Source organism: Mycobacterium sp. TH-M82 (assembly GCF_057473605.1).
In genome coordinates this window covers 1-15,725 of record NZ_JBYCKY010000148.1, presented here as the reverse complement: position 1 = coordinate 15,725, position 15,725 = coordinate 1, and the positions used below count along the sequence as shown (strand labels likewise).

General features: G+C 67.6%; 14 protein-coding genes. 11 read left to right on the top strand and 3 right to left on the bottom strand.

Features of this window, described 5'->3' with window-relative positions:
• Nucleotides 1–575: ABC transporter permease (locus AC2VON_RS04390; RefSeq protein ID WP_486951846.1), on the top strand; the 575-nt coding region annotated here is incomplete at its 5' end.
• Between the two features lie 9 nt (nucleotides 576–584).
• Here AC2VON_RS04390 and AC2VON_RS04385 read toward each other — a convergent pair.
• Nucleotides 585–746: a hypothetical protein gene (locus AC2VON_RS04385; RefSeq protein WP_486951845.1), complete on the bottom strand. Its 162-nt coding sequence runs from the start codon at nucleotides 744–746 to the stop codon at nucleotides 585–587.
• A 129-nt stretch (nucleotides 747–875) separates the two neighbouring features.
• Complete coding sequence (locus tag AC2VON_RS04380; protein WP_486951844.1) at nucleotides 876–1,553, bottom strand: MIP/aquaporin family protein; 678 nt, start codon at nucleotides 1,551–1,553, stop codon at nucleotides 876–878.
• A 493-nt stretch (nucleotides 1,554–2,046) separates the two neighbouring features.
• Here AC2VON_RS04380 and AC2VON_RS04375 point away from each other — a divergent pair, with 493 nt between their 5' ends.
• Genes AC2VON_RS04375 through AC2VON_RS04360 form a run of 4 tightly spaced genes read left to right on the top strand, consistent with a single transcriptional unit; the run spans nucleotide 2,047 to nucleotide 5,329 of the window.
• Entirely contained in the window at nucleotides 2,047–3,045 is a 999-nt protein-coding gene (locus AC2VON_RS04375; RefSeq protein ID WP_486951848.1) for an NAD(P)H-dependent flavin oxidoreductase, read from the top strand.
• Between the two features lie 4 nt (nucleotides 3,046–3,049).
• Nucleotides 3,050–4,699 carry an FAD-binding oxidoreductase gene (locus AC2VON_RS04370; protein WP_486951843.1) on the top strand — a complete coding sequence of 550 codons (1,650 nt, stop codon included), beginning with the start codon at nucleotides 3,050–3,052 and terminating at the stop codon, nucleotides 4,697–4,699.
• 7 nt (nucleotides 4,700–4,706) lie between these two features.
• Nucleotides 4,707–4,934: an antitoxin gene (locus tag AC2VON_RS04365; RefSeq protein WP_486951842.1), complete on the top strand. Its 228-nt coding sequence runs from the start codon at nucleotides 4,707–4,709 to the stop codon at nucleotides 4,932–4,934.
• On the top strand, nucleotides 4,931–5,329 hold the full coding sequence (locus AC2VON_RS04360) for a TA system VapC family ribonuclease toxin (protein ID WP_486951841.1): 399 nt from the start codon (nucleotides 4,931–4,933) through the stop codon (nucleotides 5,327–5,329). Before AC2VON_RS04365 ends, AC2VON_RS04360 begins: the two co-directional genes overlap by 4 nt.
• Here AC2VON_RS04360 and AC2VON_RS04355 read toward each other — a convergent pair.
• The gene (locus AC2VON_RS04355; RefSeq protein ID WP_486951840.1) at nucleotides 5,291–6,001 is read right to left on the bottom strand and encodes a TVP38/TMEM64 family protein; all 711 of its coding nucleotides are present in this window, start codon (nucleotides 5,999–6,001) and stop codon (nucleotides 5,291–5,293) included. The genes AC2VON_RS04360 and AC2VON_RS04355 overlap by 39 nt on opposite strands.
• Before the next feature lie 151 nt (nucleotides 6,002–6,152).
• On the opposite strand from AC2VON_RS04355, the gene mutA reads away from it, so the two are divergent.
• From mutA to AC2VON_RS04325, 6 genes are all read left to right on the top strand, one after another.
• Nucleotides 6,153–8,054: a methylmalonyl-CoA mutase small subunit gene (mutA, locus tag AC2VON_RS04350; protein WP_486951839.1), complete on the top strand. Its 1,902-nt coding sequence runs from the start codon at nucleotides 6,153–6,155 to the stop codon at nucleotides 8,052–8,054.
• A 4-nt stretch (nucleotides 8,055–8,058) separates the two neighbouring features.
• Nucleotides 8,059–10,332 carry a methylmalonyl-CoA mutase gene (gene scpA / locus AC2VON_RS04345; RefSeq protein ID WP_486951838.1) on the top strand — a complete coding sequence of 758 codons (2,274 nt, stop codon included), beginning with the start codon at nucleotides 8,059–8,061 and terminating at the stop codon, nucleotides 10,330–10,332.
• Nucleotides 10,313–11,326 carry a methylmalonyl Co-A mutase-associated GTPase MeaB gene (meaB, locus tag AC2VON_RS04340; RefSeq protein WP_486951837.1) on the top strand — a complete coding sequence of 338 codons (1,014 nt, stop codon included), beginning with the start codon at nucleotides 10,313–10,315 and terminating at the stop codon, nucleotides 11,324–11,326. The genes scpA and meaB overlap by 20 nt, the downstream gene beginning before the upstream one ends.
• 73 nt (nucleotides 11,327–11,399) lie before the next feature.
• Nucleotides 11,400–12,668, top strand: a complete 1,269-nt coding sequence (lipL, locus tag AC2VON_RS04335; RefSeq protein ID WP_486951847.1) for an esterase/beta-lactamase LipL — start codon at nucleotides 11,400–11,402, stop codon at nucleotides 12,666–12,668.
• A gap of 128 nt (nucleotides 12,669–12,796) precedes the next feature.
• Nucleotides 12,797–13,513 carry a thioesterase II family protein gene (locus AC2VON_RS04330; protein WP_486951836.1) on the top strand — a complete coding sequence of 239 codons (717 nt, stop codon included), beginning with the start codon at nucleotides 12,797–12,799 and terminating at the stop codon, nucleotides 13,511–13,513.
• Nucleotides 13,514–13,761: 248 nt separating this feature from the next.
• Nucleotides 13,762–15,540: an AMP-binding protein gene (locus AC2VON_RS04325; RefSeq protein WP_486951835.1), complete on the top strand. Its 1,779-nt coding sequence runs from the start codon at nucleotides 13,762–13,764 to the stop codon at nucleotides 15,538–15,540.
• Nucleotides 15,541–15,725 lie beyond the last annotated feature (185 nt).

Here is a 15,725-nt window from a genome sequence, read left to right as displayed (position 1 = left end):
CTGTGATGATTTTGATCGCCGGGCAGATCGCCGGGCACCGTGGTGCGGGCCTGCCGCGGGCCAAACTGGCCGGCACCGTCGGAGTCGCCACCGGAAGCGTCCTCACGCTGGCCACCCTGCTGGCCGGTGGGGTGATCGCTGCCCAGGCCCGCGCTATCGTACCGGTCGCCGGCATGATCGTCTCGGCCGCGATGCTGGCTGCCGGAATTGCGTTACGGCGGCTACGCGAACAGGCATACCAATGCCGCCCGGCCATCGAAGCCCGCCTGTCCCTCGGACAGTCCTCGCGACAAGCGCTGCTGCCGCATCAACAATCCGCGCTACGCACCGCCCTGCTACCAGCGATCGACTCCACCAAAGTCGTCGGGCTGATCAGCTTGCCCGGGGCGATGACCGGACTGATCCTGGCCGGCGTAAACCCGCTCACCGCCACCCGCTACCAAATCGTGGTCATGTACATGCTGCTGGCCGCCACCGCGCTTTCCGCGCTCACCGCCGCCAGCCTGGCAGGACAAGCGATGTTCGATGACGCACAACGGCTAATCCAACTACCTCAACCAGGCGCGCCGCCCTAAGCCAGTTGCTCACTGCACAAACGGCTGTCGAGCCTGGCGATTCAGGCTCGCAGCAATCTTGGTCAACGCGGGCAGGCCGTAGCAGCTGTGGCGCGTAGGTGGTTTCGGCGACACGATAAACGCGAAGACGGCGTCGATGATGGTGCGGGTGCCACAGGCCACGATGGTCAAAAGCCGCAGCATCGGATACCCAGACTCGGCGTCGGGCCGGCCGCTCTGGTGGCCGAATGTTGCGGAGTTGACGGGATAATTGCATCACCAACACCACCCCTAACTGAGCGGCCTTGGGTCTAACCCGGTCTAACCCGTGCGGGCACCCCGATCGCTGGGGGTGGTCGCCTTGTAGGCATAGGCGGCGATGACGCCGCCGAGCACCTCGGCGACCCAGTAGACCCAGAGGAACTTCCAGCAGAACAGGCCCGGCAGCATCAGGCCCAAGGTGATGGCGGGGTTGAACGACGCGCCGGAGATACCACCGACCGCCACCACCCCAACCGTGACGATGAAGCCGATGGCCAGACCGTAGAAGCTGTTGCCCTCGGTGTCCTTGCTGGTGGCGGTCTGCAAGACGATGTAGCACAGCGCGAACGTGAACACCAGCTCGGCGAGGAAAGCCGCCCCGACCTTGCCGCCCAGGTCAGTGGCTGCCTCGCCGAAGTACTTGTCGCGCCACAGCTCGAAGCCCACCCCGAACGCCGCGAGCGCCCCCAGCAGTTGCGCGACGATGTAGGGGGCGAGGTCGCCGAGCGGCAGCACACCGCGCAGATACGCCGCGATCGAGACCGCCGGGTTGACGTGGCCGCCCGAGATGTGCCCGCTGGCGTACACCATCACCATCAGCGCAGCACCGATGCCCAGTGCTGTCCCGGCCGTGCCGCACCCCGGATTCACGACGATCCCGATCACCGCGAACGTGAACACGAACGTGCCGATCAACTCGGTCAGGTACTTGCGTGCCGCCTCACCCCGATCGGGCATTTATCCCTTCCTTCCAGCGCTCGGGTGCTTGCTGGCCGGACTCTAACGGGGCATCGGGGCTTCGGTGGCGGTTTCCGCACGAGCGGACGAGTCAATCGGCAGCGGGATCCACGACCGGGCAGCTTATCCCAGGAGCCGTCGACGTCGCCGGTCCAGTGTCACCAGGGGAACGCCCAACATCTCAGCAGCGCTGGAGCGAACAGATCCGCGCCGACCAGCTGGGTAGTCGCCCGCCGACCGTCGCGGCCGGAATCCAGCAGCACCGCCACCACCGCGGACGCGCCGCAGACGACGCCCTTATCACCGGCGTCACCGGCGGTCGGTGTCTTTGGCAGCGAGGGCGAGCGCCGGTGGCAGCTACCCGGGCCCGGGCGCGGGCAATGACATCGGTGACGACCGGCTTGTCCGCGCTCGTGACAAGCAGGTTCCGCAGATGGTCGGCGGTCGTCGGATAATCACCGGCAACGGCGTATGTTTGCCGGGGAGGCCGCCGATGTCGTCGTCAGGTCAGTCGTCAGAGCAATTGTCCACCGCCGCGACCGAGCTGTTGGGCATCGACTACCCGATCGTGTCCGCGCCGATGGCCGAAGTTGCTGGCGGCCGACTCGCCGCGGCGGTCAGCAATGCCGGTGGGCTCGGTCTGATCGGCGGTGGCTACGGCGACGAAACGTGGCTCAACCGCGAGTTCAAGCGTGCCTACGGTACGCGGGTGGGCTGCGGATTCATCACCTGGTCGCTGGCCGACCAGCCGGAACTACTCGACCTGGCACTGGCATATCACCCGGTGGCGGTGATGCTCTCGTTCGGCGACCCTGCGGCGTTTGCCGGCGTGATCAAGTCCTCGGGCGCACGGTTGATCTGCCAGGTCCAAGACCTCAGCCAGGCCGACCGGGCGCTGCAGGCGGATGCCGACCTGCTGGTGGCGCAGGGCAGTGAGGCCGGCGGACACGGCTGCGGCCCCCGCACCACGATGACCCTGGTTCCCGAGGTCGTCGATCTGGTCGCCGACCGCGGAACCCGGACACCGGTGCTGGCCGCAGGTGGCATCGCCGACGGCCGCGGGCTGGCAGCAGCACTGATGCTGGGTGCGGCGGGTGTGCTCTGCGGCACCCGCTTCTACACCGCCGCCGAAGCCCTGACGACCCCGCAAGCCCGTGACGTCGTCGCGGCAGCCACCGGCGACAAGACCTGCCGCACCGGTGTCTACGACGCCGTGCGCGGCCACCGGTGGCCGGCGGGGCACACCATGAGCGTGCTGCGTAATGCCTTCACCGACTGCTGGCACGACATCGAATCCGGCCCGCGGGCAGGTGCCGACGGGGTGGACCTGGTGATCGCGCAGTACCGGCAGGCGGTGGCCGAACGGGACTACACCATCGCCAACGTCACCGCGGGCCAAGCCGCAGGCCTGATCCACGCGACCGCGCCGGCGGGCGACATCGTGACGGCGATCGGCGATCAGGCTGCGGCCCTGCTGGGTGAGAGAAGGTGAGCTGATGTCGGCGAAGACCCGCTCGTGGTGGGGATGGGGCAACGTCGAGGATGGCGTGACTCCCGACGAGCGACGGGCGATGCTGCGCCGAGTCCAACAGCTGTTGCCGGACGCCGACCTGGAGCTGCACCAACCACCCGCGGTCGAGAGCCTCGACATACCCGAGCCGCGGGTGAACGCGCCGGCGCCGCTGGCCGCACTCGCCTCGGTCGATCCGTCAGATCGGTTGCGGCACAGCCACGGCCAGGGGTTTCGGGACGTGGTGCGTTGCCTGATGGGCCGCGTCGACCATGTGGTGGACTTGGTGCTGCGGCCGGCGACGGACGACGACGTCGTCGACGTACTGGACTGGTGCACCGCCGCGCGGATCGCGGTGATCCCATTCGGCGGCGGCAGCTCGGTGGTCGGCGGGGTCGAGCCGCGCTGCGACGGTGACTATCCCGGCGTTGTCGCGCTGGATCTGACCGCGATGGATCGCGTGCTCGAAATCGACCGGGTGAGCCGCGCGGCCCGGATCCAGGGCGGCGTTCTCGGCCCTGCGCTGGAGGACCAGCTCCGCGACGCCGGCTACTCGCTGCGGCACTTCCCGCAGTCGTTCGAGTTCTCCACGCTCGGCGGCTGGCTGGCCACCCGATCCGGCGGCCATTTCGCCACCGGCTACACCCACATCGACGACCTCACCGAGTCGATGCGCGTCATCACCCCGTCCGGTGTCAGCGAATCGTGGCGGCTGCCCGGCTCCGGCGCAGGTCCGTCACCGGATGCGTTGTTTCTGGGTTCGGAGGGCACCCTCGGGGTGATCACCGAAGCGTGGATGCGCCTGCAAGACCGGCCGCGATGGCGTGCCGCCGCGTCGGTGACATTTGCCGACTACGCCCGGGCTGTGGACGCGACGCGAACGCTGGCGCAGTCGGGCCTGACTCCCACCAACTGCCGGCTGCTGGATCCGATGGAGGCGATCCTCAACGCCGGCACCGCGACGACGGGCGGGGTGCTGGTGCTCGGGTTCGAATCCGCCGACCACCCGGTGCAGCCGTGGATGACGCGCGCGGTGGAGATCGTCAGTGACTACGGCGGCACGCTGCCCGACGGCGTGCGCTACAGCGATGCCATTGGCACCGACACGGCGGCCAACCCCGCCACCGGCGCCGCCGGCGTGTGGCGATCGTCGTTCATCCGCATGCCCTATCAGCGCGACGCGCTGGCGCAGCATTCGATGATCGCCGAAACCTTCGAAACCGCCTGCACCTGGGACGCTTTCGACGGTCTGCGGGCCGCGGTCACCGCCGCCGCCACCGACGCGATGGCCGCGGTCGGTGCCGCCGGTGTACTGACCTGCCGGTTCACCCACGTCTACCCCGACGGGCCGGCACCCTACTTCGGTGTCTACGCCGCCGGCCGGTGGGGCAAAACGCTCGGCCAGTGGGACGAGATCAAAGCGGCGGTGTCGCAGGCGCTCTCCGAGCAGCGGGCGACCATCACCCATCACCACGCAGTCGGCCGGGACCACCGGCCCTGGTATGACCGGCAGCGACCGGAACCGTTCGCGAACGCGCTGCGCGCGGCCAAGCAGACCCTCGATCCGGCCGGTGTCCTGAATCCGGGCGTCCTGATCGATCCGTCACTTCCGCATCATGATGCAACGATGTTATGATGCGTACATGCGAACTACCGTTGACCTCCCCGATGACCTGCACAAACACGTGCATGCCATCGCCCGGGACACTCATCGCACCCTCAGTGAGACCGTCGTCTCTCTGATGCGCCGTGGGTTGGAGCCCTCCGAGGCAGTGACGATATCCCCGAGCCCACGAACGGGCCTGCCGGTGGTGAGCCTTGGCACCGTCATCACCTCCGAAGACGTCCGGTCGCTGGAGGATGAGCAGTGACGACGCTGCTGGATGCCAACGTGCTGATCGCGCTCGTGGTGTCTGGTCACGTCCATCACGACTCTGCCGAGGCGTGGTTCAGCGCCATGCGCACGTCATTTGCGACGTGCCCGATCACCCAGGGGAGTCTGGCGCGGCTGTTGGTCTGGCGAGGCCAGCCAACAGAGTCGGTTCGGGAAATGGTCAAAACGATCTCCGGCGATTCGCGGCACGAATTCTGGCCTGACGACGTCTCCTATGCCGACGTGGAACTCACGGGTGTGATCGGGCACCGCCAGGTGACGGATGCCTACCTTGCGCAACTGGCCCGAACGCGTGGTGGACGGCTGGCCACTTTCGACCAGGGCCTAGCCCAACTACACAGCGATATCGCCGAGCTGGTGCCGCAGCGGTGACTGTGGGCAACCCCTACGGTGCCAGCGCACTTCGTAGAGCAGCAGCGCCAGCCCGACGGCGGCTGTGCCCAACGACACCAGAAACAGCAGCGGACTGACCTCACCGGTGAGCGCGTCGCCGAGGGTCACCACCGCGATGGTGCCGGGTAGCAGGCCGGCCAGCGTGGCCAGCGTGTAGGGCAGCACCCGCACCGCCGACGCGCCGGCGGCGTAGTTGATCACCGAGAACGGGATGGCCGGAATCAGCCGCAGCGACACCACTGCCGGCCAGCCGCGCTGCCGCAACCGCGCGTCCATCGAATCCACCCCCGGGTGGCGCACCAACCGGCTGAGCTGCCAGCCGACCGCCCGGATCAGCAGCAGCGCGGCCAGGGCGCTGAGCGCGCTGGCCAGCACCGCCAACACCACGCCCAGCCACGGACCGAACAGCAATCCCGCAGCCAGCGTAAACGCGGTGCGCGGAAACGGGAATACCGTGATGACGATGTGGGCGGCCAGGAATGCCAGCGGGAACCACGGACCGGCCGAGGTCGCCCAGTCACGCAACTGTACGGCCGTGGGCACCCGGACCAGCAGCGCCAGGGTGACCAGCGTCGCTATCGCGGCGGCCGTTAGGGCGAGCCGCCACACCGCGACCTGGCGGGCGATCTCACGAAGGGTGGGGGCGACCATGCTGGTCAAGGTTACGGGTCGCTCGCGAGCCGAGTGAGCCGACGGTTAACGGGCAGCGTCACCAGGGTGGCGTTTCACCGGCGCTGGCGCCCATCAATTAGCCTGGCTGTCGACCGATCTCTGCCACATGCTGCGACAACGGGAGCCGCCGGTGTCAGTACAGGTGCCCGCCGAACTGGAGCAGGCGCGTGCCCGCTGGCGAACAGCGGTAGCCGCGGTGCTGGCCAAAAGCATGTGCCGTGACCCGGACGAACTCGGCCTCGAAACCGGGGGGGAACCCGAACGGCTGCTAGAAACCCCGGCAGAAGGCGCGGCCGGACCGGACGGGATCACCATCCGCGCGCTCTACACCGCGTTCGACGCGCTGCCGCAGCGCCCGCTGCCCGGCCAGTGGCCCTACGTCCGGGGCGCGGACGCGCTGCGCGACGTCAACGCCGGCTGGAAGGTTGCCGAGGTGTTTCCGGCAAACGGCGCGGGCGGTGTAGACGGTAACGCCTCGGCTGGCGAGACCAACGGCGCACTGCTGCGTGCGCTGACCGAAGGGGTCAGCGCACTGAGGCTGCGCGTCGGGCCCGGCGCGGTGTCGCCCACCGACATGGACCAGGTGTTCGACGGCATCTACCTGGAGTTGGTCCCGGTGCTGCTGGACGCCGGAGCTGAGTTCACTGCGGCCGGCGAGGCGATGCTGGCACTGATCGAGAACATCGACCCGGCCAGCCGTCAAACGTTGTCGGTCGACCTGGGCGCCGACCCGCTCACCGCGTCGCTGAGCGGCCTCCCCGCACCGTCGACCGACGAGGTGGCCGCGTTGGCGTCCCGGGTCGCCGGATGTCGCGGTGTGCGGACAATCAGCGTCGACGGGCCGGCGCTGCACAACCTGGGAGCGACCGCGACGTGGGAGCTGGCCGGCAGCCTGGCCTCCGCGGTGGCATATCTGCGGCTGCTCGGCGAATCTGGGTTGTCGGTTGCGGACGCGTTGCAGCAGATCAGCTTTCGGATTGCGGCCGACGACGACCAGTTCAGGACGATCGCCAAGATGCGGGCCGCGCGTCAGCTCTGGGCGCGGGTGGCCGAGGTAGCCGGCCAGCCGGACAGCGGTGCGGCCGCCGTGCACGCCGAGACGTCATGGGCGATGATGACCCAGCGTGACCCGTGGGTGAACATGCTGCGCACCACGCTGGCGGCATTCGGGGCCGGGGTGGGTGGTGCGGACACCGTGCTGGTGTTGCCGTTCGACGCGGCGATCCCCGGCGGGCTGGCGGACACCGCCGCTGGGTTTTCCCGGCGGATCGCCCGCAACACGCAGCTGCTGCTGCTGGAGGAGGCACATCTGGGTCGGGTGCTGGATCCGGCGGGCGGTTCGTGGTTCGTCGAAGACCTCACCGAGCAATTGGCGCAGCAGGTCTGGTCCCACTTCCAGGACCTGGAAAAACAGGTATCGCGCGGCGGTTTCGCCGAGGCACAGCGTTACCTCGCCGACCGGATCGCCGAGACCGCCTCGCGCCGCGCTGACGACGTCGCGCACCGTCGTACCCCGATCACCGGGGTCAACGAATATCCCCTGCTGTCCGAACCCCCATTGCCCCAACCGCAGCCCCGACCGGCGGTCCGGCGCTACGCCGCGGAGTTCGAGGCGCTGCGGAACCGCTCGGATGCCTATCTCGCCCGGTGCGGGTCGCGCCCGCAGGTCTTGCTGTTGCCGTTGGGCCCGCCGGCCGAGCACAACGTCCGGGCCACGTTCGCGACCAATCTGTTGGCGTCCGGCGGCATCGAGGCGACCGATCCCGGAACCGTTACTGCCGACGGCGTCGCGAAGGCGGTATCGGAGGCGGGGTCGCCGACGGTGGCAGTGCTGTGCGGCACCGACGCCCGCTACGCCGTCGAAGCCGGTGCCGTCGTCGCGGCGGCGCGTGCTGCCGGGGTCGCCGAGGTCTGCCTGGCCGGACCGGGAAGCGCGGTCGCCGATACCAGGCCCAGGCCGGACATCTGTCTGACCACGAAAAGCAATGCGGTGCATATGCTTTCGGAACTGCTCACCCGACTGGGGGCCTGAACCAATGACTGCGAGTACCATGGTGATACCCAGCTTCGCCGACATTTCATTGCACGGCGAACATAACTCTGAGCCGGTCACCGCCGGGGCCGTGATGAAGCACATCGCCGCAGCGGCGGCAGCACACGGATACACCCCCGACCAGCTGGACTGGCACACCCCGGAAGGCATTGCGGTCAAACCCGTCTACATCGCCGCCGACCGCGCCGCCGCCGCCGCCGACGGCTATCCGCTGGACAGCTTTCCCGGTGAATCACCATACGTGCGCGGGCCGTACCCGACGATGTACGTCAATCAGCCGTGGACCATCCGTCAATACGCCGGGTTCTCCACCGCCGCGGACTCCAATGCGTTCTATCGGCGCAACCTGGCCGCAGGGCAGAAGGGACTGTCGGTGGCGTTCGACCTGGCGACTCACCGGGGCTACGACTCCGACCATCCGCGGGTCCAAGGCGACGTCGGGATGGCTGGGGTGGCAATCGATTCCATCCTCGATATGAGGCAGCTTTTCGAGGGCATCGACCTGTCCGCGGTGAGCGTGTCGATGACCATGAACGGTGCGGTACTGCCGATCCTGGCGCTGTATGTGGTGGCCGCCGAGGAGCAGGGTGTGCCGCCGGAGAAGTTGGCCGGCACCATCCAGAACGACATCCTCAAAGAGTTCATGGTCCGCAACACCTACATTTATCCGCCGCGGCCGTCGCTGCGGATCATCTCCGACATCTTCGGCTACACCAGTGCCAGGATGGGAAAGTTCAACTCCATCTCGATCTCCGGCTATCACATGCAAGAGGCCGGTGCCACAGCAGATTTGGAGCTGGCGTACACCCTTGCTGACGGGGTGGACTACATTAGGGCGGGCCTGAGTGCGGGCCTGGACATCGACACGTTCGCGCCGCGGCTGTCATTCTTCTGGGGTATTGGGATGAACTTCTTCATGGAGGTCGCCAAGCTTCGCGCCGGTCGGCTGCTGTGGAATGGGTTGGTCAGCGAATTCAAGCCCCAGAACCCGAAATCTACGTCGTTGCGGGCCCATTCGCAGACCTCGGGGTGGTCGCTGACCGCGCAGGACGTCTACAACAACGTCGCCCGAACCTGCATCGAGGCGATGGCCGCCACCCAGGGGCATACCCAGTCGCTGCACACCAACGCGCTGGACGAGGCGCTGGCACTGCCCACCGACTTCTCCGCGCGGATCGCCCGCAACACCCAGTTGCTGCTGCAGCAGGAGTCCGGCACAACCCGCCCGGTCGATCCGTGGGGCGGCTCCTACTACGTGGAGTGGCTGACCCATCAGCTGGCGCAGCGGGCCCGGGCACATATCGCCGAGGTGGCCGAACACGGCGGCATGGCGCAGGCGATCAGCGACGGGATCCCGAAGCTGCGCATCGAGGAAGCCGCCGCGCGCGCCCAGGCCCGCATCGACTCTGGCCGGCAGCCGGTGATCGGGGTCAACACGTACCAGGTCGATCGGGTTGACGAAGGCCATCCGGTCGAGGTGCTCAAGGTCGAACACAGCCGGGTGCGCGCCGAGCAGCTTGCCAAACTGCGGCAACTGCGCGCCGAGCGCGACCAGGCGGCCTGCGATGCCGCGCTGGCCGCGCTGACCCGCGCAGCGGGGGCTCCTCAGTCCACCAGTGCGGCCGCACGGGGCAACAACCTGCTGGCGTTGGCCATCGACGCCGCCCGTGCCAAGGCCACAGTGGGGGAGATCTCCGACGCCCTGGAGAAGGTCTACGGGCGCCATCGGGCGCAGATCCGTACCATCGCCGGGGTCTACCGCGACGAGGTGGGGAGGGGAAGCATCAGACCGCTTTCGGCTGCCACCGCACTGGTGGAGAAATTCGCCGAACTCGACGGCCGCCGGCCCAGGATCCTGGTTGCCAAGATGGGTCAGGACGGGCATGACCGAGGGCAGAAGGTGATCGCCACCGCGTTCGCCGACATCGGGTTCGACGTCGACGTCGGTGCGCTGTTCTCCACACCCGACGAGGTGGCCCGCCAGGCCGCCGACAACGACGTTCACGTGGTGGGTGTTTCGTCGCTGGCCGCCGGGCATCTGACTCTGGTCCCGGCACTGCACGATGCGTTGGTGCAGGTTGGCCGGCCCGACATCATGATCGTGGTCGGCGGGGTGATCCCGCCGGGCGATTTCGATGAGCTGCACGCCGCCGGTGCGACCGCGATCTTTCCGCCCGGAACGGTGATCGCCGACGCCGCGGTCGACCTGCTGCAGACCCTCGCCGAGCGGCGCGGCTATGACCTCGAGCAGACCTGAAGCGGCGGCGGGCGAACTCGCCCCGGAGGTTGCCGAGTTAGCCCGTGCGGTGCGGTCCGGCGACCGCTCAGCGCTGCCGCGCGCCATCACCCTGGTCGAGTCCGTTCGTCCCGACCACCGCGAGCAGGCGCAGCAGCTTCTGCTGGCGATCACCGGCGCGGCGGGAGGCGCCCAGCGCGTCGGCATCACCGGGATCCCGGGGGTGGGCAAGTCAACCACCATCGATGCGCTGGGCATGCAGCTGATCGGGCAGGGCCACCGAATAGCGGTGTTGGCGGTCGATCCGTCGTCGACCCGAACCGGAGGATCGATCCTGGGCGACAAGACTCGCATGCCGCGGCTGGCGGTGCATCCGGACGCCTACATCCGGCCCTCGCCGACCTCTGGCACGCTGGGCGGGGTTGCCAGGGCCACCCGGGAGACCATCGTGTTGCTGGAGGCCGCCGGGTTCGACGTGGTTCTGGTCGAGACCGTCGGTGTCGGGCAGTCCGAAGTGGCGGTGGCCAACATGGTCGACACCTTCGTCCTGTTGACCCTGGCCCGCGCCGGCGACCAGTTGCAGGGACTCAAGAAGGGCGTGCTGGAGCTCGCCGACGTCGTGGTGGTCAATAAGGCCGACGGTGAGCATCTGGCCGAGGCTCGGATGGCTGCCCGGGAGCTGTCGGCGGCGATACGGCTGATCCACCCGCGCGAAACACTGTGGCGACCACCAGTTCTGACGGTGAGCGCGATCGAAGGAGCCGGGCTGAACGAGTTGTGGGACACCGTTCAGCGGCACCACCGGATGCTCACCGACAGCGGTGAATTGGAGGCGCGCCGCCGCGCTCAACAAGTCGACTGGACCTGGCAGTTGGTCCGCGACACCGTGCTGGAGCGGGTGCTGTCCAATCCGGAGGTTCGCAGGCTGCGAGCCGACATCGAACGCCGGGTCGTGGCCGGGGAATTGACCCCGGCCCTGGCGGCCCAGCACATAGTTAAAGCGGCGGCTGGCTAACAGTTAGATAACGTTAGTTCAATTTGCTGGACAGCAGAGTAAATTTGTTGCTATGGGCCAGCTTGAGGCAGCAATGAGGCGGCCGAGCCGTGGTGATCGGCGATCGGCGCTTCCGCCCGGCGTGCACGGTGCGGCGGATCCCAACTTTGCCTGGGCGGTGCGCAGCTTTGCCGCCATGTTCCCCGGGCGCCGATTCGGCGGCGGTGCGCTGGCCGTATATCTTGACGGCCGACCCGTGGTCGATGTGTGGACTGGCTGGGCTGACCGTCGCGGTCGGGTGCCCTGGTCGGCAAATACCGGGGCGATGGTGTTCTCGGCGACCAAAGGCATGGCTTCCACCGTCATCCACCGGCTGGTCGACCGCGGGATGATCGACTACGAGGAGCCGGTAGCGCAGTACTGGCCTGCGTTCGCCGCGAACGGCAAGTCGATGATCACCGTCCGTCAGCTGATGCGGCACCGGGCCGGTCTGTCACACCTGCGCGGTGCCAGTCGGGAAGACTTGCTGGACCACACGCTGATGGAGCGACGGTTGGCGGCTACACCGGCCTGGTACATGCCGGGCAAACCCGCATACCACGCGTTGACTTACGGCTGGCTGATGTCGGGGCTGGCCCGTGCCGTCACCGGCAAGGGCATGCGTGAGCTGATCCGCGACGAGCTGGCGGCACCGCTGAACACCGACGGCCTGCACCTGGGCCGGCCACCGGCCGGTGCCCCGACCAGCGCGGCGCAGATCATCATGCCGCAGAGCACGCGGGCAAACCCGATCTTCGACTATGTGGCGCCCAAAATCGCCGCACTGCAGTGCAGCGCCGGCTTCGGCGCCATGTACTTCCCTCGCGCCAGAACCGTGGTGCAGGGCGATATTCCACTGCTGGACACCGAGGCTCCCGCAGTCAACGGGGTGACGACGGCCCGCGGGCTGGCCCGGATGTACGGTGCGATAGCCAACGGCGGGCAGATCGACGGCGTCCGGTTCCTTTCGCCACAGGTAGTGGCCGGCCTCAGCGGCCGGCCGAGTCTCCGTCCGGACGGCAACCTGGGGGTGCCGTTGGGATTCCATCTCGGTTACCACGCCGTACCGGTACCCGGCCTGATGCCCGGCTTCGGCCACGCCGGGCTGGGCGGTTCGCTCGGCTGGGCCGATCCGGCCGCGGGCCTGGCATTCGGGTTCGTGCACAACCGGCTGCTGACGCCGCTCGTGGTGGCCGACCAGGCCGGGTTCATCGCAATCAACGCCCTGGTCCGCGCCGGCTGCGCGCTGGCCCGCAACCGCGGTTTCTCGCCGATCGCCGACTTCGGCGCCCCGTTCATCGAGGCGGACGCGGCCGCCGGATAGGCCGCTGGGTGGTTGGCGGCGACCCGCTGCGCCCGGCCTTCGCCGCGCTTGCGATCGCCGCTGGGTGGTTGGCGGCGACCCGCTGCGCGCGGCTTCGCCGCGCTTGCGATCGCCGCTAGGGTGACCGGGTGGCCGAGCGCACGCCGAAGCTGTACATCTTCCCGCACGCCGGTGGATCGCCCCGCGATTACGCTGCCTTTGCCAACGCGTTCTCCGGCGGCGTCAAACGCATCGCGGTGCAATACCCGGGGCGGGGCGGCAGCCACGACCTCGGTGCCTTCACCGGCATCCCCGACCTCGCCGACCGGGTATGCAAGCAACTCGCGCCGTTGGACCAGTACGACGGACGGGTAGCGTTCTTCGGCCACAGCATGGGTGCCCTGTTGGCGTTCGAGGTCGCCCACAGGTTCGAGGAGGCGGAAAACCCGATCGCTGCCCTGTTCGTGTCCGCGTCGGCCGCACCGGGCCGCGTCGGGTACGAGCACATCCCGGAATCCGACCGCGGTCTGCTCGACGCCGTCAGCGAGATGACCGGGGTAAATCCTGAGTTCTTGGAGAATGAGGAATTCGCAGCGAAAATCCTGCCCACCCTGCGCGGGTTGAAGGCCATCGCGAATTACCAGTGTCCACCCGATGCGACGCTATCCTGCCCGATTTTCGCATATTTCGGCGACAGCGATGAAGTCGCCACCGATGAGAAGGTGGCACCGTGGTCGGAGCGCACCACGTCGCAGTTCGCCGCCCGGATGTTCGCCGGCCACCACTTTTACCTCAACGACCACCTCCCGGAACTTGTCGGCGATGTCGAGGATAAGATCTCGGCCTGGTGTCACCAGGCACAGTGACCGGGGTTATGGCAGGGTTATGGCCTTCCGGTACATCGAATTCGGGGGAATGCTGCGCAAACCGACGTTTGGGCTGCGATTAAAGTCCTATGCTGCAGACATACGGTGAGGGAGGGGGCAGGGTACTTTCCGAATTCCGGTCCAGGGGGCTCCCGTGGTAGCCTGCCGCGGGGGAGGCATAACCCGGGGTTGTCGTGATCGGGCCGGGTCTTTTAAGCTGAGTGCAAGCTTTGGGAGGGGAGGTTTCGGTGTCTACGGTCAGATCTTCTATACCGGCTGCGCTCGCCGAACGTGTCCGGCAGCGCCCGGACGAGCCTGCGTACACGTTCATCGACTACGAGGTCGATCCCAACGGGTACTCCGAGACCCTGACGTGGTCTCAGGTCCATCAGCGCATACAGGTCATCGCCCGGGAAGTCGCGTCCTGCGGGTCACCGGGCGACCGAGTCGCGATCATCGCTCCGCAGGGCCTGGACTACATCGCCGGCTTCCTCGGTGCGATCACCGCCGGCTTGGTCGCGGTCCCGCTGTCCGCGCCGATGCTCGGCGCCCACGATGAGCGGATCTCTGCGGCCCTGCGGGACAGCTTGCCGGCGGCCATTCTGACGACGTCGGCGGTGGTCAACGACGTGGTCTCACTGGCCGGCGGACTGCCGAGCCCGCCGGCCGTCATCGAGATCGACGCGCTCGACCTTGACGCACCAGTGGATTTCATCGACTGCCGCAGCGGCGCGCCGCAGACCAAGACCGCGCTGCTGCAGTACACCTCCGGCTCGACCCGGGTGCCAACCGCGGTCGTGGTGTCGCACAAAAACATTTTCGCGAACGTCGAGCAGGTGTTGGCCGACTACTTCGCGGAAAGCGGCGGAGTTGCGCCGCCGGACATCACGTTGGTGTCGTGGCTGCCCTTCTACCACGACATGGGCCTGCTGCTCGGAGTCATCGGCCCGGTCACGCTGGATCGCCCGGCGGTGCTGATGAGCCCGGTCGCCTTTCTACAGAAGCCGGCCCGGTGGATGCAGCAACTGGCCAGCAACCCCCAAGGGTGCACCGCGGCACCGAACTTTGCGTTCGAATTGGCTGCGCGCCGCACCTCGGACACGGACATGGCCGGACTGGACCTGGGGAGTGTGCACACGATCCTCACCGGTGCCGAGCGCATACACGCGGCGACGATCCGGCGTTTCACCGAGCGGTTCGCCCATTTCAATCTGCCCGCCAACGCGGTTGCGCCGTCGTACGGGCTGGCCGAAGCGATGGTGTACGCGGGGTCGGCGCCGCGGGCGCAGCGTCCCACGATTGTCCGCTTCGACTACGAGAAGCTGGCAGCCGGATATGCGAAGGCTTGCGAAAGCGAGGCCGGTTCCGAACTGGTCAGCGTCGGCGCACCGCGTGCGTGCACGGTGCGGAGCGTTGATCCGGAGACTCATACCGAGACTCCGGCCGGCAGGGTCGGGGAGATCTGGCTGCATGGCGACAACATCGCCTCCGGTTACTGGCGGAAACCGCAACAATCGGAGCGCACCTTCGGCGGGCAGATCGTCGATCCCTCGCCGGGAACTCCGCGGGGGCAGTGGCTGCGGACCGGGGATCTGGGTGTTATCACCGACAATGAGTTCTACATCGTCGGTCGCATCAAGGACCTGCTGATCGTGGATGGACGCAACCACTACCCCGACGACATCGAGGCGACGATCCAGGAGATCACCGGGGGCCGGGCCGCGGCCATCGCGGTTCCCAACCACCATGGCGAGCAATTGGTCGCGATCGTTGAGTTCAAGAAGAGGGGCAGCTCGGATCAAGAATTGCTGAATCGAATACCCGCCCTTAAGCAGAAAGTGACGTCGGCGATTGCGAGGGCGCACGGGGTCCGGGTAGCGGACCTGGTCCTGGTACCGCAGGGCGCTATCCCGATCACCACCAGTGGCAAGATCCGCCGCTCGGTATGCGCGGAGCATTATCAGGAGGGTGGATTCACCCGCCTGGACGCCGTGAAGGCTCTTGATGGGGCAGAGACGTTCAGATAGCGACGCTCACGTGACCGTCGTTAAGCGCGGGATTCCTTGCCGCATAAGCTGGGCTGTGCTGGGGGAACCGGCACGTACCGATATCAGCTCTGACGAATCGTATCGGGCAGCTTGTTACCATCAGCGAGTTCAAGAAAAACGCAGCCTGGGCAAGGAGGTCCCGGACAGGTTGGCACCGTGACACG

Bases quoted from the DNA above. Each gene is read 5' to 3' on its own strand.
- AC2VON_RS04380 (WP_486951844.1), bottom strand. From the start codon at position 1,553: ATGCCCGATCGGGGTGAGGCGGCACGCAAGTACCTGACCGAGTTGATC.
- AC2VON_RS04375 (WP_486951848.1), top strand. From the start codon at position 2,047: ATGTCGTCGTCAGGTCAGTCGTCAGAGCAATTGTCCACCGCCGCGACC.
- AC2VON_RS04370 (WP_486951843.1), top strand. From the start codon at position 3,050: ATGTCGGCGAAGACCCGCTCGTGGTGGGGATGGGGCAACGTCGAGGAT.
- AC2VON_RS04365 (WP_486951842.1), top strand. From the start codon at position 4,707: ATGCGAACTACCGTTGACCTCCCCGATGACCTGCACAAACACGTGCAT.
- AC2VON_RS04355 (WP_486951840.1), bottom strand. From the start codon at position 6,001: ATGGTCGCCCCCACCCTTCGTGAGATCGCCCGCCAGGTCGCGGTGTGG.
- scpA (WP_486951838.1), top strand. From the start codon at position 8,059: ATGACTGCGAGTACCATGGTGATACCCAGCTTCGCCGACATTTCATTG.
- meaB (WP_486951837.1), top strand. From the start codon at position 10,313: ATGACCTCGAGCAGACCTGAAGCGGCGGCGGGCGAACTCGCCCCGGAG.
- lipL (WP_486951847.1), top strand. From the start codon at position 11,400: ATGAGGCGGCCGAGCCGTGGTGATCGGCGATCGGCGCTTCCGCCCGGC.